General features: G+C 68.4%; 17 protein-coding genes, 1 tRNA gene and 2 pseudogenes. 12 read left to right on the forward strand and 8 right to left on the reverse strand.

What is annotated here, in order from left to right; genetic code table 11:
* A partial coding sequence (locus tag ABTZ94_RS28130) for a pyruvate dehydrogenase E1 component-related protein (protein WP_502967319.1) occupies nucleotides 1-848 on the reverse strand: 848 nt, incomplete at its 3' end.
* Between the two features lie 470 nt (nucleotides 849-1,318).
* Between ABTZ94_RS28130 and ABTZ94_RS28135 the strand changes: the two genes are divergently transcribed.
* From ABTZ94_RS28135 to ABTZ94_RS28160, 6 genes are all read left to right on the forward strand, one after another.
* Complete coding sequence (locus ABTZ94_RS28135) at nucleotides 1,319-1,756, forward strand: DUF3052 domain-containing protein (RefSeq protein WP_351204701.1); 438 nt, start codon at nucleotides 1,319-1,321, stop codon at nucleotides 1,754-1,756.
* Nucleotides 1,757-1,936: 180 nt separating this feature from the next.
* Nucleotides 1,937-2,395, forward strand: coding sequence for a peroxiredoxin (locus tag ABTZ94_RS28140; RefSeq protein ID WP_351204703.1), 459 nt, complete (start codon nucleotides 1,937-1,939; stop codon nucleotides 2,393-2,395).
* A 148-nt stretch (nucleotides 2,396-2,543) separates the two neighbouring features.
* The gene (locus ABTZ94_RS28145) at nucleotides 2,544-3,119 is read left to right on the forward strand and encodes a TerD family protein (protein WP_351204727.1); all 576 of its coding nucleotides are present in this window, start codon (nucleotides 2,544-2,546) and stop codon (nucleotides 3,117-3,119) included.
* Between the two features lie 244 nt (nucleotides 3,120-3,363).
* On the forward strand, nucleotides 3,364-3,939 hold the full coding sequence (locus ABTZ94_RS28150) for a TerD family protein (protein WP_351204705.1): 576 nt from the start codon (nucleotides 3,364-3,366) through the stop codon (nucleotides 3,937-3,939).
* Nucleotides 3,940-4,011: 72 nt separating this feature from the next.
* Entirely contained in the window at nucleotides 4,012-5,157 is a 1,146-nt protein-coding gene (locus ABTZ94_RS28155) for a DUF475 domain-containing protein (RefSeq protein WP_351204707.1), read from the forward strand.
* A 140-nt stretch (nucleotides 5,158-5,297) separates the two neighbouring features.
* Nucleotides 5,298-6,032, forward strand: a complete 735-nt coding sequence (locus tag ABTZ94_RS28160) for a TerD family protein (RefSeq protein ID WP_351204729.1) — start codon at nucleotides 5,298-5,300, stop codon at nucleotides 6,030-6,032.
* An 84-nt stretch (nucleotides 6,033-6,116) separates the two neighbouring features.
* On the opposite strand, the gene ABTZ94_RS28165 is transcribed toward ABTZ94_RS28160, so the two are convergent.
* On the reverse strand, nucleotides 6,117-7,013 hold the full coding sequence (locus ABTZ94_RS28165) for a TerD family protein (RefSeq protein WP_351204709.1): 897 nt from the start codon (nucleotides 7,011-7,013) through the stop codon (nucleotides 6,117-6,119).
* 219 nt (nucleotides 7,014-7,232) lie between these two features.
* On the opposite strand from ABTZ94_RS28165, the gene ABTZ94_RS28170 reads away from it, so the two are divergent.
* The 4 genes from ABTZ94_RS28170 (at nucleotide 7,233) to ABTZ94_RS28185 (ending at nucleotide 12,646) form a co-directional block, all read left to right on the forward strand.
* The gene (locus ABTZ94_RS28170) at nucleotides 7,233-8,396 is read left to right on the forward strand and encodes an HpcH/HpaI aldolase/citrate lyase family protein (protein ID WP_351204711.1); all 1,164 of its coding nucleotides are present in this window, start codon (nucleotides 7,233-7,235) and stop codon (nucleotides 8,394-8,396) included.
* 64 nt (nucleotides 8,397-8,460) lie between these two features.
* A complete protein-coding gene (locus ABTZ94_RS28175; RefSeq protein ID WP_351204713.1) occupies nucleotides 8,461-11,037 on the forward strand; it encodes a phosphoribosyltransferase in 2,577 nt (858 codons plus the stop codon).
* Nucleotides 11,034-11,897: an HAD family hydrolase gene (locus tag ABTZ94_RS28180; RefSeq protein WP_502967320.1), complete on the forward strand. Its 864-nt coding sequence runs from the start codon at nucleotides 11,034-11,036 to the stop codon at nucleotides 11,895-11,897. The genes ABTZ94_RS28175 and ABTZ94_RS28180 overlap by 4 nt, the downstream gene beginning before the upstream one ends.
* 89 nt (nucleotides 11,898-11,986) lie before the next feature.
* Nucleotides 11,987-12,646: an O-methyltransferase gene (locus tag ABTZ94_RS28185; protein ID WP_351204715.1), complete on the forward strand. Its 660-nt coding sequence runs from the start codon at nucleotides 11,987-11,989 to the stop codon at nucleotides 12,644-12,646.
* Between the two features lie 32 nt (nucleotides 12,647-12,678).
* Here ABTZ94_RS28185 and ABTZ94_RS28190 read toward each other — a convergent pair whose 3' ends face one another.
* The 4 genes from ABTZ94_RS28190 to ABTZ94_RS28205 all read right to left on the reverse strand — a co-directional run bounded on the left by ABTZ94_RS28190 (nucleotide 12,679) and on the right by ABTZ94_RS28205 (nucleotide 15,910).
* On the reverse strand, nucleotides 12,679-12,900 hold the full coding sequence (locus tag ABTZ94_RS28190) for an FmdB family zinc ribbon protein (protein ID WP_351204717.1): 222 nt from the start codon (nucleotides 12,898-12,900) through the stop codon (nucleotides 12,679-12,681).
* Nucleotides 12,901-13,019: 119 nt separating this feature from the next.
* Nucleotides 13,020-13,604 carry a DUF4383 domain-containing protein gene (locus tag ABTZ94_RS28195; protein WP_351204719.1) on the reverse strand — a complete coding sequence of 195 codons (585 nt, stop codon included), beginning with the start codon at nucleotides 13,602-13,604 and terminating at the stop codon, nucleotides 13,020-13,022.
* Nucleotides 13,605-13,688: 84 nt separating this feature from the next.
* Nucleotides 13,689-15,074 (reverse strand): hypothetical protein, encoded by a 1,386-nt coding sequence (locus ABTZ94_RS28200; protein ID WP_351204721.1) that lies wholly within the window; start codon nucleotides 15,072-15,074, stop codon nucleotides 13,689-13,691.
* 71 nt (nucleotides 15,075-15,145) lie between these two features.
* Nucleotides 15,146-15,910, reverse strand: a complete 765-nt coding sequence (locus tag ABTZ94_RS28205) for a DUF4097 family beta strand repeat-containing protein (protein ID WP_351204723.1) — start codon at nucleotides 15,908-15,910, stop codon at nucleotides 15,146-15,148.
* 224 nt (nucleotides 15,911-16,134) lie between these two features.
* On the opposite strand from ABTZ94_RS28205, the gene ABTZ94_RS28210 reads away from it, so the two are divergent.
* Nucleotides 16,135-16,209: transfer RNA gene (locus ABTZ94_RS28210), tRNA-Val, on the forward strand.
* A gap of 68 nt (nucleotides 16,210-16,277) precedes the next feature.
* Here the strand turns inward: ABTZ94_RS28210 and ABTZ94_RS28215 are convergent.
* Together ABTZ94_RS28215 and ABTZ94_RS28220 are read right to left on the reverse strand one after the other, a co-directional pair.
* A pseudogene (locus ABTZ94_RS28215) lies at nucleotides 16,278-16,550 on the reverse strand (tyrosine-type recombinase/integrase); the annotation flags it as partial.
* A 55-nt stretch (nucleotides 16,551-16,605) separates the two neighbouring features.
* Nucleotides 16,606-17,151 carry an MOSC domain-containing protein gene (locus ABTZ94_RS28220; protein WP_351204725.1) on the reverse strand — a complete coding sequence of 182 codons (546 nt, stop codon included), beginning with the start codon at nucleotides 17,149-17,151 and terminating at the stop codon, nucleotides 16,606-16,608.
* 113 nt (nucleotides 17,152-17,264) lie between these two features.
* Between ABTZ94_RS28220 and ABTZ94_RS28225 the strand changes: the two are divergent.
* A pseudogene (locus tag ABTZ94_RS28225) lies at nucleotides 17,265-17,585 on the forward strand (UTRA domain-containing protein); the annotation flags it as partial.
* Nucleotides 17,586-17,834: the final 249 nt, after the last annotated feature.

Consider the following 17,834-nt stretch of genomic DNA (forward strand, 5'->3'; position numbering starts at 1 on the left):
ACCGGACCGTCGAGGCGCTGCAGGTTGCAGTTGACCACGAAGGTCAGGTTGTCCAGGCCCTCACGAGCGGCGATGGAGAGCTGGCCGAGCGACTCGGGCTCGTCCATCTCGCCGTCGCCCAGGTACGCCCACACGTGCGACTGGGAGGTGTCGGCGATGCCGCGCGCCTCCATGTAGCGGTTCATCCGGGCCTGGTAGATCGCGCCGAGCGGGCCGAGGCCCATCGAGACGGTCGGGAACTCCCAGAAGTCCGGCATCAGCCGCGGGTGCGGGTAGCTGGACAGGCCGTTCGGAGCCTTCGACTTCTCCTGGCGGAAGGCGTCGAGCTGCGCCTCGCTCAGCCGGTCGAGCAGGAAGGCGCGGGCGTAGATGCCCGGCGACGCGTGCCCCTGGAAGAAGATCTGGTCGCCGCCCAGACCGTCGTCCTTGCCCCGGAAGAAGTGGTTGAAGCCGACGTCGTACAGCGAGGCCGAGGACGCGAAGGTGGCGATGTGGCCGCCGACGCCGATCCCCGGACGCTGGGCGCGCGACACCATCACGGCCGCGTTCCAGCGGGTCGCGTTGAGGACCTTGCGCTCGATCTCCTCGTCGCCGGGGAAGAACGGCTCGTCCTTCGTGGCGATCGTGTTCACGTAGTCCGTGCTGCGCATCTCCGGCACGGCGACGCGCTTCTCGCGCGCACGCTCGATGAGCCGGAGCATCAGGTAACGGGCCCGCTCACGGCCTCGCTCGTCGACCGCGGCGTCGAGCGAGTCGAGCCATTCCTGGGTCTCTTCGGGATCGAAGTCCGGGACCTGGCTCGGCAGGCCGCCAATGATGATCGGGTTGCGATCGGATCCGGAAGCCACGCTGTTCCTTCGCTATTAGGTGCTGCTCTACGGGGCCTGGTTACGGGAGAACATGCCCCCGGGATGTATGCATGTACGCCACCACCATCGTGTACCGCAGAGGCGCAAACGTCATCTCTACCGAGGGGTAACCGCCGTGTTGCGAGACATCGCTTCCGTAGCGCGGGGATGGGCTGGTCCAAACCGCAACCATACGCCCAACCCGTCCAAGCGTTCCCAAAGGATGCTTCGACTCCGAATGGCAGACCGAAACGGCATAAGCTGTGCAAGGACGTAAAGGGTGTGACGGTAGCGTCGGCCCCCGTAGGGGACCTGCCGGCAGTACGGCGACGTGGCAGGGAACGTCACCGTTTAGGCGGTCTCGCACGCTGGGTACTTGCGCGATCCGCCGCTCCCGTGTGGACTACGGCCAACGCCCCGCGCACGCGCGTGGGTGAAGCATTTTCCGAAACATGATCAGGAGGCAACCCGTGAGCGCGACCGCGGACCACGCGGAGGAGCGGACCAACCCGGCAGCACGCCTGGGGTTCGAGCCCGGACAGGTGGTCCAGGAGATCGGCTACGACGACGACGTCGAGCAGGAGCTCCGTGAGGGCATTGAGGCCACTACCGGCCAGGATCTCGTCGATGAGGACTACGACGACGTCGCAGACGTCGTGCTGCTGTGGTTCCGCGACGAGGACGGCGACCTTACGGACGCGCTGGTGGATGCCATTGGCCTGATCGAGGACGGCGGTGCGGTCTGGCTGATGACGCCGAAGACCGGCCGTGAGGGATACGTCGAACCGAGCGACATCAACGAGGCTGCACAGACGGCCGGTCTCTCCCAGACCAAGAGCATCAATGCGGGCAAGGACTGGACGGGCAGCCGTCTGGTCACACCGAAGGCGGCCAAAGCCAAGCGCTGAACCGCATTCGCCACGCACCCACCAGGAGACCCCCGACGGCAAAGCCGCCGGGGGTCTTCTTCGTGCGGCCGGGCCGCAGGGTGCCCCCTGCGGGCGCTGCGTGGCCTGCTGCGGGCTCTGCGTAGGCTGGGAGCCACCCGGACAGCCCAGCCCGGTGAACGTAGCGAAGGGACGCGTTTCATGGCGATCGAGGTCGGCACCCAGGCCCCGGATTTCGAGCTGAAGGACAACCACGGCCGGACCGTGAGGCTCTCCGACTTCCGCGGCGGGAAGAATGTCGTGCTGCTGTTCTACCCGTTCGCCTTCACCGGCGTCTGCACGGGTGAGCTCTGCGCGCTCCGCGACGAGCTGCCGAAGTTCGAGAACGACGACACGCAACTGCTCGCCGTCTCCAACGACTCCATCCACACCCTGCGCGTCTTCGCCGAGCAGGAAGGTCTCGAGTACCCGCTGGTCTCGGACTTCTGGCCGCACGGCGAGACCTCGCGGGCATACGGCGTCTTCGACGAGGAGAAGGGCTGCGCGGTGCGCGGCACCTTCATCATCGACAAGGAGGGCGTGGTGCGCTGGACCGTTGTCAACGGTCTGCCCGACGCGCGCGACCTCAACGATTACATCAAGGCGCTCGACGCGCTCTGATCCGGGACGGGCGGATCTGCGGCCGTCCCGGCCAAAAGCCTGCTTTGGTCGGGAACCGGTCACTAGGATCCGATCGTTGATTCGGATGCCAACGCAACGTGGAGGCGCCGGCGCCAGCCGGCCCCCAAGGAAACCAATGGGAGGACTCGTGGGAGTCAGCCTCAGCAAGGGCGGCAACGTCTCGCTGACCAAGGCCGCGCCCAACCTGACCGCGGTCATCGTCGGTCTGGGCTGGGATGCTCGTACCACCACCGGTGGTGACTTCGACCTCGACGCCAGCGCCCTGCTGACGAATGCCGAGGGCAAGGTCGGCAGTGACGGCAACTTCGTCTTCTTCAACAACCTCAAGAGCCCCGACGGCTCCGTCGAGCACACCGGTGACAACCTCACCGGTGAGGGCGAGGGCGACGACGAGGTCATCAACGTGAACCTGGCCGGCGTTCCGGCCGATGTCGACAAGATCGTCTTCCCGGTCTCGATCTACGAGGCCGAGACCCGTCAGCAGAGCTTCGGCCAGGTGCGCAACGCGTACATCCGCGTGGTCAACCAGGCCGACAACACCGAGCTGGCGCGCTACGACCTGAGCGAGGACGCCTCGACGGAGACCGCCATGGTCTTCGGCGAGCTGTACCGCAACGGGGCGGAGTGGAAGTTCCGCGCCATCGGTCAGGGTTACGCCTCGGGGCTGCGCGGCATCGCGCAGGACTTCGGCGTCAACGTCTGAGAGCCTGTCGGGCGACCTTCGTCCGCCTGATCAGAGGTCACCGGACAGGCTCTGAGGAAGGTGCGACCGGGGCGAGCCGCCGAGGCGCGGCGCGGGCCACGCCAGCATGTACCCCGTCCGGCGCCGCACCCGTGCGGCGCCGGACGTGCTCAACAGCTCGTTCAACGTTTCAAGCTCCGGCTGCTGAACGGCTCAACAGCTCAACGGCTCAACGGACGGTTCATCGACTCGGGGAGGACACACCATGGGCGTCACGCTCGCCAAGGGAGGCAATGTCTCCCTCTCCAAGGCCGCACCCAACCTCACCCAGGTGCTGGTCGGGCTCGGCTGGGACGCACGATCCACCACGGGCGCCGACTTCGACCTCGACGCCAGCGCGCTGCTGTGCCAGTCGGGCCGGGTGCTCGGCGACGAATGGTTCGTGTTCTACAACAACCTCACGAGCCCCGATGGCTCCGTGGAGCACACCGGTGACAACCTCACGGGTGAGGGCGAGGGCGACGACGAGTCGGTCATCGTGAATCTCACACAGGTGCCGGCGAACTGCGACAAGATCGTTTTCCCGGTATCGATCCATGAGGCGGACAATCGAGGGCAGACCTTCGGCCAGGTCAGCAATGCGTTCATCCGCGTGGTGAACCAGGCGGACGGTCAGGAACTCGCGCGCTACGACCTCAGCGAGGATGCGTCGACGGAAACCGCGATGATCTTCGGCGAGCTCTACCGGTACAACAGCGAGTGGAAGTTCCGTGCCGTGGGACAGGGGTACGCGTCGGGACTGCGCGGTATCGCCCTAGACTTCGGGGTCAACGTTTCGTAAAGCCGCGCACGGCGCGGGGGAGCCCCGTACACACCCGGGGGAGACCCGTTACATAACACGATGGGGTAGCCAGTGCTTCTGAAAACCTTCGGCTGGTCGTTCGCGATTACCGCGCTCGGCCTGGTCGCAGCTCTGATCTACGGGGGGTGGGAAGCCTTCGGAGTGGTTGCGATTCTTTCCGTCCTGGAGATCTCGCTGTCCTTCGACAACGCGGTGGTCAACGCCGGAATCCTGAAGAAGATGAATGCCTTCTGGCAGAAGATCTTCCTCACAATCGGTGTGCTCATCGCGGTCTTCGGTATGCGGCTGGTGTTCCCCGTCGTGATCGTGGCCATCACCGCCAAGATCGGCCCGATCGAAGCGGTCGATCTTTCGTTCAACCAGCCCGAGCGCTACCAGGAACTGGTCACGGACGCCCACCCGGCGATTGCCGCGTTCGGTGGAATGTTCCTGCTGATGATCTTCCTCGACTTCATTTTCGAGGACCGTGACATCCAGTGGTTGCGCTGGATCGAGCGCCCGCTCGCCAAGCTCGGCAAGGTCGACATGCTCTCGGTCTGCATCGCGCTGATCGTGCTGCTGATCACGGCCATGACCTTCGCGACGAACGCGCACCAGCACGGCGGCGGCCACGCGGACAAGGCGGAGACCGTCCTGCTCGCCGGAGTCGCAGGTCTGATCACGTACCTGATCGTCGGTGGTCTCTCCGGCTTCTTCGAGAACAAGCTGGAGGAAGAGGAGGAGCGGGAGCACGAGGCCGAGGAGGAGGCCAGGAAGAGCGGCAAGAAGATCTCCGCGATCGCGCTCTCCGGCAAGGCCGCGTTCTTCATGTTCCTCTACCTGGAAGTGCTCGACGCGTCCTTCTCGTTCGACGGTGTCATCGGCGCCTTCGCCATCACCAACGAGATCGTGCTGATGGCCCTCGGCCTCGGTATCGGCGCCATGTACGTCCGGTCGCTCACGGTCTACCTGGTCCGTCAGGGCACCCTCGACGACTACGTCTACCTGGAGCACGGCGCCCACTACGCCATCGGCGCACTGGCCGTCATCCTCCTCGTCACCATCCAGCACCAGATCAACGAGCTCATCACCGGTGGCGTCGGCGTCGTGCTGATCGGCTGGTCCTTCTGGTCCTCGGTCCGGCGCAACAAGGCGCTGGAGGCCGCAAGCCGGGGCGACGACGAGAGTTCCAAGGCAGAAGTCCCGTCCGGGGTGTGACCGGGTAGGGATTGAGGAACGCTCTCAGCGGGGCGGTCCGTACGGCGACGGTCTCCGGGAACACCCGGATCCGGCCCGGCGGCCGCCCCGCAGTGATGTGTGCGGGGCCGGTGCACTACCGATACGTGTGGGGGTTGGGGATGGCGTTCTGGGACAGCCTGTGGCCGAGGCGGGAGGCGCAGTTCGAATCGGGCACCGCGTCGACCAGCTCCATCGTGCTCTCCAAGCGGCACGCCACGGTCTCGCTGACCAAGCAGGGTGCGCTGACCGGCAATCTGAGGGTCAACCTCTCCTGGCGGATGCGTACGTCCGACATCGAGGGCAGGTCGCGGCAGAGCGGCCGGCTGCTGCGCCCCATGAAGCTCTTCCGGCCCGATGTGGTCCAGGCACACACCCAGGGCATGGTCAATGTCGACCTGGACCTGGGCTGCATGTACGAGCTGAAGGACGGCACCAAGGGCGTGGTCCAGCCGCTGGGCAACCTCATCGGCGACCTGAACGTGCCGCCGTACATCCGGCTCAGCGGGGACGACCGCTTCGGGGCGCCGTCGGGCGAGACCGTCTACGTCAATCTCGACCAGCGCGACCAGATCAAGCGGCTGCTGTTCTTCGTCTACATCTACGACCAGACGCCGGCCTTCGACCGTACACACGCCAAGGTGACGCTCTACCCGGGCAACGGCCCGCGGATCGAGATCGAACTCGACGAGCGGGCCCCGCAGGCCCGCTCCTGCGCCGTGTTCACGCTGGAGAACATCAAGGACGAGCTGATCGTGCGGCGCGAGGTGAAGTTCGTGTACGGATTCCAGTCGGAGCTGGACCGGCTGTACGGCTGGGGCATGCAGTGGGGACGGGGCTACAAGTCCCGGACCTGAGCTGACGCCGGACGGGCCGCGGGCGGTGCAGGGTCCCCTCAGGGCCGCCCCGAGGCCGCGTCCGACGGTCGTCCCAGGGCCGCGTCAGGACCGTACGAACTGCGGCCCCTGCGGTGGCAGCACGAAATTCGGGTCGGGGGCGGGCGCCGCAGCCGCGGCAGGCTGCGGATAGCCGTAGGCGGGCTGGGCGGCGTCCGGCTGCGGATACCCGTACGCCGGCTGGGGAACGGGCTGCGGAACCGGCTGTGCCACTGCGGGCTGCGGGTAGCCGTGGGTGGGCTGCTGGTGCGTGGCCTGCAAGTCGGGGCCGGGGGCCGGCGCGGGTGGGAATGCGGGCACGGGCGGCGGGAAGGCGGGCGCCGCCGCGGGGGAGGGCCCCGTCACGGGCGAGGGAACCGTTACCGGCGAGGGGGCCGGGTCGGGCTCCGCCGCGGCCTCCGCCTCGTCGACCGAGATGCCGAAGGCGGTCGCCAGGCCGATCAGACCGGTCGGATAGCCCTGTCCCACGGCCCGGAATTTCCAGCCATCGCCGCGCCGGTAGAGCTCGCCGCAGATGATCGCCGTCTCCTCGCCGGTCTCCGGCCGCACATCGAAGACGGCGAGCGGGTCCCCGCCCGCCGAGGCCGCGTCGTACAGCAGGATGCGCAGATCGCGCACCTGGGCGAATGCGGCTCCGTCGGAGGACGCGGCGACGACCACCTGGTCGACCGAGGGGTCGAGCGCGTTGAGGTCGGCCTCGATGCTGTCCGTGAGCCCCTCGGGGACACTGCGCTTCGGTAGCCGTCGCACCAGGCCGGAGGGGTGGCGGGGCTGGTTGTAGAAGACGAAGTCCTCGTCGGAGCGCACGCGGCCACCGGCTCCGAGCAGCAGTGCCGAGGCGTCCACATCCGGAACCCCGGCGCCCGGGGTCCAGCGCAGCACCGCCCGTACGGCCATGGCGTCCAGAGGGACGTTCGAGCCCTTCACCATCGCGTGCGTCATGCCCGTCATCCTGCCTGCTGGCTGCCTGTGCGGACAACGTGGGGGTCGCACCGGATGTCTCGGCAGCGCGTCGGAATCACGTCGTCCGCGGTAGGTGGCCCCGTCGGGAAATGGACGAGTTACCCGGAATTCATGCACGTAGGGAACTCTTGACACCCGTCCGTACGTACTATTACCGGCCATACGTCGTCCGGCCGATCAGGCAGTTCGGGGAATCAAGTGCGTCATTTCGGGCATATTGCGCCCGCTGCGAGACAGGGTCTGTTCTTCCAGGAGCCGTGCGAATTCGGTGCGGACTCGCCGGCCCGCATGCTTTCGGCTGCCCTGGGAGCGACCCTGTACAGCCCTGCCACGAGGTCGAAGCTTGCCGACGATGTCATCAAGCAGGCCGGGCGCGGCGTCGTCTCGATGGTGCTGTGCCTGGAGGATTCGATCGATGACTCCGAGGTGGCCGCCGCTGAGGAGAACCTGGTCAGACAGTTCGCCGAGCTCGATGCGCGCGGCTTTGAGGTTCCCCTGCTCTTCATCCGGGTCCGGGAACCGGGTCAGATGGCGAGCCTGGTGAGCCGGCTCGGCCCTACCGTCCGATTGTTGTCCGGTTTTGTGCTTCCGAAGTTCACCGAAGAGCGTGGCGTGCCTTTCATGGAAGCGCTCACCGGTGCCGAAAAGGCGTGTGGGCAGCGCCTGTTCGCGATGCCCGTTCTCGAATCGCCCGAGCTGCTGCATCTGGAGACCCGCAGGGAAACACTCCAGGGAATCGCCCGCACCGTCAACAAGTACCGCGAGCGGGTGCTCGCACTGCGGCTCGGCGTCACCGACTTCTGCTCGGCCTACGGGCTCCGCAGGGCGCCCGACATGACGGCGTACGACGTACAGATCGTCGGCGCCGTCATAGCCGACGTGGTCAATGTGCTGGGCCGGGCGGACGGCACGGGCTTCACGATCACCGGACCGGTGTGGGAGTACTTCCGGCTCCAGGAGCGCATGTTCAAACCGCAGCTGCGCCGCAGCCCCTTCCTGGAGGGCCGGGCCGAGGAACTGCGCACGGCGCTGATCGAGCACGACCTGGACGGCCTGCTGCGCGAGATCGAGCTCGACCGGACCAACGGTCTGCTCGGCAAGACCTGCATCCATCCGTCGCACGTCGCGCCCGTGCACGCACTGTCCGTGGTCAGTCACGAGGAGTTCAGTGACGCACAGGACATCCTGCGGCCGGAAAGCGATGGCGGTGGCGTCATGCGCTCCGCGTACACGAACAAGATGAATGAAGTGAAGCCGCACCGCGCCTGGGCCGAGCGGACCCTGCAGCGGGCCGAGGTCTTCGGCGTGGCGAGGGAAGACGTCGGCTTTGTGGAGCTGCTGGCCGCCGGCCTCACGGAATGAGCCGGCCTCACGGAATGAGCGGGCCTCGCGGAATGCGCGGGCCTCGTGGAACGAGTGTGTCTCGATGAGCGAGCGCGCGGCAAGGAAAGAGACGGCGAACGTGGTGTGGTCGGGCAGCTGGGTGGCGGAGCGACTGGGCGTCCAGCTCGTCGGCGACGGGAAACCCGACGGCGACAGGGAGCTGAGGGAACTGCTGGGCATCGCCCTGCGCCGCAACCCCAAGCGGGCCCATCTGCTCGTGTCGAACGTGCTCGGCAAGCACGTGCCACAGAAACCTTCCGTGGTGTACGGCGCCGGATTCGAGCTCGGCCGCCGGGTGCACGAACTCCTCGGTGACGCCGAAGCGCGCCGGGCGGTCGTGCTCGGTTACGCGGAAACGGCCACCGCTCTCGGCCACGCGGTTGCCGACGGGCTCGGCGTGGTGCCGTACCTCCATTCGACGCGCCGCCCCGTCGAGGGCGTGGAGCGGGCGGGCGGCTTCGAGGAGTCGCACTCGCACGCCACCTCGCATCTGCTGCTTCCGGAGGACCCGAACCTGCTGGCGGGCGAGTGCGCCCCGACGGACGCCCGGCAGGGTGGCTGTGCGGCTCCGGCCGGCACCCCTTCCGGCTCGCCGTTGGTGCTGGTGGACGACGAATTCTCCACGGGCAACACCGCGCTCAACACCATCCGCGCGCTGCACGAGCGATACCCGCGGAGCCGGTACGTCATCGTCGCCCTGGTGGACATGCGGTCGCCGGCCGACCAGGGACGGCTGACCGAGTTCGCCACGGAGATCGGCGCGCGCGTCGACCTGGTGGCGAGGAACTCGGGCACGGTCATCCTCCCGGAGGGCGTCCTGGAGAAGGGCCAGGCGCTGGTCGCTGCGCATGAGGGGGCCGTCTCCGCCGCCACGGAAGCGGCCGTCGAGCCGGGGCGCCGACCGTGCACCCGGGTGGACCTCCAGTGGCCCGCCGGTGTGCCCGACGGCGGACGGCACGGCTTCACCCCCGCCCACCGGGCCGCCCTCGAACCGGCCCTCCCGGCCATGGCCGCACGCATCGCCGCGTCACTGGGCGACGCCCGCCGCGTACTGATCCTCGGCTTCGAGGAGCTGATGTACGCCCCCCTCCGCCTGGGAGCGGCCCTGGAGGACCACACCGACGCCGAGGTGCGCTACTCGACGACCACGCGTTCCCCCGTCCTCGCCGTGGACGATCCCGGCTATGCGATACGCAGCCGGCTGGTCTTCCCGGCCCACGACAACCCGGCCGACGGGCCCGGTGACCGGTACGCGTACAACGTTGCGGGCGCCGGTTTCGACGCCGTGGTCGTGACCGTCGACTCCACCGCCGACACCCCCGAACTCCACGCCCCCGACGGCCTGTTGGCGCAGATCGCCGCGCACACCGACCACGTCCTGCTCGCGGTCGTCCCCTCGTACGTCCCGTCGGGCCTCCCCTCGTACGTCTCCGAACGGCAGGAACCCATGCTGCCCGAGCCCCTCCGCGGCCCTGCCTTCTCCTCCTACGCGCCGGACGAAGTCGGCTGGCTGCTCCAGGACCTCTCGGACACCGAACTGGAGGCGCCCACAGAGGAGCGCGAGGAGGCGATACAGAGCGGGGGCGCGCACTACGCCGAGTCGCTCCCCGTCGAGTACCAGCCGTCCGCCCAGTACCAGAGCCTGTTCAAGGCGGCGCTGGACCTGTCGGCCGCCCGCGTCGCCCGCGCCGTCGGCACCGTCACCGAGACGGTCCTCGCCGAGCTCCCCCACAGCCGAAAGCGTGGGGGGACCCCCTCCGCCCGCCCCGTACTTGTCTCGCTCGCCAGGGCCGGCACCCCCGTCGGCGTGCTCATGCGCCGCTGGGCCCGGCACCGGTACGGGCTCGATCTGCCGCACTACGCCGTCTCCATCGTGCGGGGCCGCGGCATCGACGCCAACGCCCTGCGCTGGCTGGCCACCCACCACGATCCGGCGGATGTCGTCTTCGTCGACGGCTGGACGGGCAAGGGAGCGATCACCCGTGAACTGTCCGCGGCGCTCGCCGAGTTCGACGGATTCAACCCCGAGATCGCCGTTCTGGCCGACCCGGGCGGCTGCGTCCGCACCTATGGCACCCGCGAGGACTTCCTCATTCCTTCCGCCTGCCTCAACTCCACCGTGTCCGGGCTGATTTCGCGTACCGTTCTCCGCTCCGACCTGGTCGGCCCCGACGATTTCCACGGCGCGAAGTTCTACCGGGAACTTGCGGACACCGATGTGTCCGGCCACTTCCTCGACACCGTCGCCGCCCACTTCGACGACGTCGTCGATGCCGTGGACGCCGAGGTCAAGGAGCTGCTCGCGGCCGACCGCGCGCCCACCTGGGAGGGCTGGGCCGCGGTGGAACGCATCAGCGAGGAGTACGGCATCCACGATGTGAACCTGGTCAAGCCGGGCGTCGGCGAGACGACCCGCGTACTGCTGCGCCGCGTCCCGTGGAAGATCCTCGCCAAGCGCGGCGCAGGAGCAGACCTCGAGCACATCCGTCTGCTGGCCGAGCAGCGGGGCGTACCGGTCGTGGAGGTCGATGAACTCCCGTACACCTGCGTAGGGTTGATCCACCCGAAGTACACCAGGGGTGCGACGGGCGCGGACGGCAGGGCGGTGGAGTCGAAGTGACCACCCCGGCCCCCGTGACCACCCCGGCCATCGCGACCGCCCCCGTGACGCTGGTCGCCAGCGATCTCGACCGCACCCTGATCTACTCGGCGGCAGCGCTGCAGCTCCCCATGCCGGACGCCGAGGCCCCCCGGCTGCTCTGCGTAGAGGTGTACGACCACAAGCCGCTCTCCTATCTGACCGAGACGGCCGCGACGCTGCTCGAGGAACTCGCCCGCACCACGGTCTTCGTCCCGACGACCACACGTACCCGCGAGCAGTACGGGCGCATCCATCTCCCCGGTCCCGCACCGCGGTTCGCGATCTGCGCCAACGGGGGACACCTTCTCGTCGACGGCGAATCCGACCCCGACTGGCAGACGCAGGTGTCCCGCAGGCTCGCCGACGAATGCGCCTCGCTCGCCGAGGTCCGCGCCCATCTCCTGGCGGCGGCCGACCCCGCCTGGCTGCTCAAGGAACGGGTCGCCGAGGACCTCTTCGCCTACCTCGTCGTCGAACGCGCGCTGCTGCCCGAGGGCTGGGTCAAGGAACTGGGGGAGTGGGCGGAGACCCGCGGCTGGACGATCTCCCTCCAGGGCCGCAAGATCTACGCCGTGCCGGGCCCGCTCACCAAGAGCGCCGCCATGAACGAGGTCGCCCGACGCACCGGCGCCACGCTCACGCTCACCGCCGGTGACAGCCTCCTCGACGCCGACCTGCTCCTCGCCGCCGACCGCGCCTGGCGTCCAGCCCACGGCGAACTCGCCGACACCGGCTGGAACGCCCCGCACGTCGACGTGACGGCCGAGTACGGTGTGGCCGCGGGCGAAAAGATCCTGCGGCACTTCCTCCGGGCCTCGGGGCCGGGACAGGCGCTCTGACGCCGCCCCGTGCGCCGGTCGGCTCAAGCCCGACCGGCACATGGGGACGGGGACGGCGCGGGCCCGGTGGGACCAACGAGGAGCATGCAATGGCCAAGGGCAACGAAACCAAGATCACGGACGAGCTGTACGCATACATGCTGGCGCACAACCCACCGCTCGACGCGGTGCAGCGCGAGCTCGTCGAGACCACGTACGCACGCCTGCCCGAGCACGCCGGCATGCAGTCCGCCGAGGAACAGGCGCCGCTGCTTGCCTTCCTCGTCCGGCTGACCGGCGCCCGGCACGTCGTGGAGGTCGGGACGTTCACCGGCTTCTCCGCCCTGTCGATGGCACAGGCGCTGCCCGACGACGGGCGGCTGGTCGCCTGCGACATCTCGGAGGAGTGGACCGCCTACGGCCGCGAGGCGTGGGAGAAGGCGGGCGTCGCCGACCGGATCGAACTCCGTATCGCCCCCGCGCTCGACACGCTGCGGGCGATGCCGACCGAGCCGCACATCGACCTCGCCTATCTGGACGCGGACAAGGGCAACTACATCCCGTACTGGGAGGAACTGGTGCCCCGGATGCGGCAAGGCGGTCTCGTCGTCACGGACAATGTGCTTTTCCACGGCGGGGTGACCGATCCGCAGGCGACCGGCGGAGCGGCGGCGATCAAGGAATTCAACGACCATGTGGCCGCCGATCCGCGGATGGACAGCGTGCTGCTCACCGTGTCGGACGGGCTGACGCTCTCCCGTAAGCGGTAGGAGCCGCAGCTCGCGACTCCTGTTGCCCGCTCTCAGCCGCAGCAACCCCCACCGCAGCAGCCGCCCCCGCCGCCGGCCGACGGGGCGGCGGGCGCGGACTTGGCCGACGAGCCGCCCACGGCCACGGTGGAGAGAAGCTTCACGGTGTCGGCGTGCCCGGCGGGGCAGGAAGCCGGGTCCGAGGACTGAGCCATCGGACGGCTGAGTTCGAACGTATCTCCGCAGGAGCGGCAGCGGTACTCGTAACGAGGCATGGCCCCAGGCTATCCGGCGCCGCCCCAAGGGAGACAGCCACGAGGGGCCACGGGCAGCACGGAGACGAAGCAAGGATTACGGGCGGTACGAGTTACGGGCGGTACGGAGACGGTACGGGTTACGGGCGGCGGACCACCGGCATCGGCGTCGTCGTCGCCTTCCGGCCCACCCGCATCTCCTGCTCGGCCTCCTCGGGGTGGCGCGCCCGCCAGTACGGGTTGTCGTGAGGAAGGCCGCCGCTGACCCGCCCGTACATCCCGAAGACCATCAGCATCAGACCGACCACAAAGCTGAACAGTACGTTCTGGATGTGGAAGGCGAGGAAGTTGTAGTCGGTCTCGAGCAGCGCGAGATTGACGAAGCCGCTGAGGATGAAAGCGATGCCCAGAATCATGTTGAGCGTCGAGGCGAAGTTGCCGCCGATCACCATCCCGATGAAAAGGAGCAGGCCGACGCAGACGGACAGGACGCTGAGGGCACCGTTTGTATTGAGGCCCGCGACGGTGGCTCCGCCGGTGTTGAAGAAACCGATCTTGTCGATCAGCCCCAGGATTCCGAAGGCGAGCAGCACCAGCCCCATCAGCCCCGCACCGACCCGGTAGACGCGGTTGAGCCGATGATCGACAGGCAGGTGCTTGTCGAGCTGGGTGGCACTACGGCGGCGGGTCTGTCGTCCGGTGGCATGCACTGCGTGGGTGGCCATGTCGGCCTCCTTCGGGCCCACTACCAGGATCCGCCCACGGGAATGCTGCCGCACATCAGAAGGGCCTTCGCCGTCCCCCGCACATCACCCGCCGGCCCCGCGCTCCTCACGGATCTCGGAGACCACCCGCGCAATTGTCTGCCGTACCGCTTCGGTCTCGGTCAGAAAGTGCCAGTAGTCGGGGTGGCGTCCCTCCAGACCGGCGACGGCGCGCTCCAGCCGGGCCACGGCATCGTCCAGCGGCCGGGCATGACGCGGTTCGGGCGTGTGGCGCCCGGCCATGGCCAGGCGCTGGGCGTCCCGGATCGCGAACCGGGTCCGCTGGATCTCCTGCTGCGGGTCCTTGGCCACGTCGTTCAGCCGGTGCAGCCGGTCGCCGGCCGCGGACACCGCTTCGTCCGTGGCGTTCAGCAGGGCGCGCACCGTGCTCAGCCGGGAGGTCGCATCGGCCCACCGCTGTTCGTCCCGCGCCTCGGCGGCTTCCTTCAGCTTTTCCTCGGCCTGCCGTACGTTGGTTGCCGCCTGCTCGGGCACGGGCTGGAGATCCTGCCAGCACGCGGCCGAGAAACGCCGCCGCAGCTCGCTCAGCACCGGCTCCACGGAGCCCGCCCGGGTCGTCAATGCCTGGGCGCGGGTACGCAGCGACACCAGCCGGTGGTCGATCTCGGCGGCCCGCTCGGGCAACCGGACCGCCTCGGCCCGTACCGCCTCGGCGTCGCGCAGCACCCGATCGGCACGCTGCAGGGTCTCCGGAACGCCGTGCCGGCCGGCGCCCTGGTTGAGCTTGGTCAGCTCGGGAGCGAGGGCCGCCAGCCGCGCGGCGAGGTCGTCCGCCCGCAGCCCGGACGCCCGCACCGCATCGAGAGCATTGCTCGCACCGAGGAGCGCCTGCCGGGCCCTCTCCACGGCGGGCGCGAGCCGGGCGAGCTGTGTCTCCGCGTTGCCCAGCAGCGGCCCGAGGCCCTGCGCGAACCGGTCCAGCTCGCCCTTGACCCGTACCAGTTCGTCCTTGGCCGCGCTCAGCTCGGTCCTGGCACGGGTCGCGACCGCAGGCTCCAGGTCGTCCCGGTCCAGGTCGTGCGCGTCGACTGCGGTGATGTACGTATGACTGGCCTCGTCGATCCGCCGCCCGAGAGCAGCGAAGTCATCCACGGCCTTGCGCGCACCGGGCGAGCTGTCCACCGCGGTGATCGTCTCGATCGAGATCCGCAGATCGCGCTGGGCCGTGTCCAGCTCGTAGAAGGCGGCAGCGGCGGCGTCCTTCGCGGCCTGCGCCTCGGCGCGCTGACTCTCCCCGCGCCCGCCGAACCAGCGCCTCGTACCGCCACCGGCGAACGCGGCCGGCAACGCGGCGGCGAGCAGCGGCACCGGCAGCAGCATCAGCACGACGACGTCCCCGATGCCCCTGACACCCCTGACGGCGGAACTCCCACCCGCTCTCGCCTGCGGCTGCGCGTGTGTCGCCGTCACATCCCTCTCCCGTGCCGTTTCGCCCTGCCCGGTACATTCTCCCACCAGGTAAGGACGAACACACGGGCCGGTTAGTTCACGCTTCGGACCGTGACTTGGCCGTTGTCGCTCCGGGCCTTCACCATGTGGCTGCTGTCGTCGCTGCGCGGCGCGTCCACCGAGACGCGTCCGTTGTCGGCGACGGCGTCCACCGCATACTTCACGGAGCCGCCCGGCAGATCGATGGTGATCCCTCCGTTGTCGCTCGCGGTGTCCACGCGATCCGGCACGGAGGCGAACCCCAGCCGGATCCTGCCGTTGTCGGACCGCGCCGATACGGACTTGGCCGAGATCCCTTCGGCGACGATGCCACCGTTGTCGCTCTCCAGCTTGAGCGGCCCGCTGGAGTCCCGGACGGTCATCCGGCCGTTGTCGGCATGGAGCGTAAGGGGAGTGTCGAAGCCGGACGCGACGACCTTCCCGTTGTCCCCCTTGACCGTCACCGCCACCCCGCGCGGCACCCTCACCCGGTGCTGCGAGGCACAGTCGCTGATCACCGCGCTGCACTTCACCTGGAGCGTGAGCGTGTCGTCCTGCATCTTCCACTTGGGATCGGGCCCGTTCCCGAGAACCACCCATCCGTCGACACGACGGGTCACCTCGACCTTCCGCACATCGGCCGGTACGAGCTCCAAGGACGTGTGCCCGGAGTAGATGGTCAGCGTCTTCCCACTGAGTGCGAACGACTTGTGCTCGGCGGGCGCGTCGCCCGGATCCGTACTGCCGCAGCCGGTGAGGGCAAGACCGAGAAGCAGAGCCCCACCGGACGCGAGGAGAGTGCGGGTACGGAGTGCCATGATGATCTTTCCCCCAGGTCGTACGACAGCGTTCCCGACGGTCGGGGCCTCACCGTACGTACGTCGGCCCACCCGGCAGAATCCGGACGGCTACCGGATGAGGGGTGGGGATACCCCCCGGACGACGCCGCGACCGCCCCGGCCGCGCCACCCTTGTTCACTGCCGTCCGGGCAACCGTTTGTGACCGTGGGCCGTACTCCATGTACGCTGTTGCTTCATCCGCGGGTGCGTAGCTCAGGGGTAGAGCGCTGCTCTTACAAAGCAGATGTCGGCGGTTCGAAACCGTCCGCGCCCACCAGTGCGAAGGCCCCCAACCGATCATGGTTGGGGGCCTTTGACATCCACTTCTGACATCAACGGGCGCGGTCACTCACGGCCGGGACGCTGCCGCTTCAGCATGCGGTCGAGGTGGCTCACCGCCTCGCGCTGCGTGTCCTGGACGACGTGGGCGTAGATGTTCATCGTGACCGCGATCTGACTGAGCCCGAGGATCTCCATCACGACGCGGGGAGCGACGCCGGCGGCGGTCAGCAGGGTCGCGCAGCCGTGCCGGGCATCGTGCAGCCGGATCACGCGGAGCCCGGCGCTCTTGGCCACGCGAGTGAACGAGCGGTACAGGTTGCGCGGCTCGATCAGCCGCCTGACGCCAGAGAGAGGGATACGTGGTGGCTGGGGCCGGTCAGCTCCACGGCTTTTAAACGCGCTCCAGGGGACGGTGCGGGGCCGGCGGGAGCTCGACCTCGATGGGGTCGTACGGGCGGACGGGGCCGCCGTGGCGGACCACGGCCATGATGCCGGACTTGAAAGTGAAGTCCCCCGAGACGGGATCGAGGACGAAGACCTCTCCGAGCAGGCCCTGCCGGAAGTCGTTGATCTTCGCGCACGGGTTGCGCAGCCCCGTCACCTCCACCACCGCCTGCTCGCCAAGGTGTAGCAGGGTGCCGGTAGGAAGGCCGAGCAGGTCAACACCTCGGGTGGTGATGTTTTCGCCGAGCTGGCCCGCAGAGACGGCAAAGCCCTTGAGGGCGAGCTCGTCGAAGAGTTCCTCGTGCATCAGGTGTACCTGACGCAGGTTGGGCAGGTCCGGCTCGTAGGTCATGCGGAACTGATGGCGGATCGTCTCCCCCGCGTGGACGTCCCCTTCGACGCCAAGGCCGGCAAGCAGCGTGACGGACTCGCGATTGGGCTTGCTGAACGAGTACGACCCGTTGCTGCTCACCGCTGTGACCCGACCTGCCATCGCCCACCCCATCTGTCGGTCTGCATGCTTCGGGAAATCCTAACGAGGTTGTGCGATTGAGGTCCGGGCGTGTTGGCCTGGCGGGTTGTGGGCTTGGTGATCACCTCTCGGCGGTGCGGTCGGAGACCAGCTGGGAGCCGTACGACCTCACCGGTGGAACTCTCGTTGTCCTTCCCGAGGGCGGGCCGCATGCCGGTGTGGGGGTCGTGAACCGTATGGCTGCGATCGGTATCACCGTCAGCCATGCTGTGGAGCAGCCCGAGCCGGTGCAGGCGTCCGCAGAGGAGGCGTCAATCCTCGGGATCCAGAAGGGCTCCCTCGTGACGCACATCCGGCGGACGTACTACAGCGACGAGGGGCGGCCCGTTGAGACGGCCGACATCATCGTGCCTGCTGCGCTGTGCGAGATCGTCTACGAGGTGCCCGTAAGCCGACGTGATGGCGCCTGTCCACCAGTCCGGTTCCTCGCCTGTCTGCGGATCGTCTTTGTCTGCCGGATGTCTCCCCGGATTTGGCGGACGCGGCTTCCGGAGCATGGGTTGAGGCCCCAGCCTTCGGGGCCCTGTCCGTGCAGCGGCATCATGAGTTCCATCCCTCTCTTCGGAGGGAATCCCCGCCTTCGGGCGGGGAGGGAATCCGATCCTGAACCCTGCGGCGCGGAGCGCCGCAGCATCGCTCCGGAA

This window comes from Streptomyces sp. NPDC002785 (assembly GCF_040295565.1).
Lineage (GTDB): Bacteria > Actinomycetota > Actinomycetes > Streptomycetales > Streptomycetaceae > Streptomyces.

Coding starts and splice junctions, on each gene's coding strand:
- ABTZ94_RS28140 (WP_351204703.1), top strand. CDS start 1,937: ATGGCGATCGAGGTCGGCACCCAGGCCCCGGATTTCGAGCTGAAGGAC.
- ABTZ94_RS28150 (WP_351204705.1), top strand. CDS start 3,364: ATGGGCGTCACGCTCGCCAAGGGAGGCAATGTCTCCCTCTCCAAGGCC.
- ABTZ94_RS28160 (WP_351204729.1), top strand. CDS start 5,298: ATGGCGTTCTGGGACAGCCTGTGGCCGAGGCGGGAGGCGCAGTTCGAA.
- ABTZ94_RS28165 (WP_351204709.1), bottom strand. CDS start 7,013: ATGACGCACGCGATGGTGAAGGGCTCGAACGTCCCTCTGGACGCCATG.
- ABTZ94_RS28175 (WP_351204713.1), top strand. CDS start 8,461: ATGAGCGAGCGCGCGGCAAGGAAAGAGACGGCGAACGTGGTGTGGTCG.
- ABTZ94_RS28185 (WP_351204715.1), top strand. CDS start 11,987: ATGGCCAAGGGCAACGAAACCAAGATCACGGACGAGCTGTACGCATAC.
- ABTZ94_RS28190 (WP_351204717.1), bottom strand. CDS start 12,900: ATGCCTCGTTACGAGTACCGCTGCCGCTCCTGCGGAGATACGTTCGAA.
- ABTZ94_RS28195 (WP_351204719.1), bottom strand. CDS start 13,604: ATGGCCACCCACGCAGTGCATGCCACCGGACGACAGACCCGCCGCCGT.
- ABTZ94_RS28205 (WP_351204723.1), bottom strand. CDS start 15,910: ATGGCACTCCGTACCCGCACTCTCCTCGCGTCCGGTGGGGCTCTGCTT.
- ABTZ94_RS28220 (WP_351204725.1), bottom strand. CDS start 17,151: ATGGCAGGTCGGGTCACAGCGGTGAGCAGCAACGGGTCGTACTCGTTC.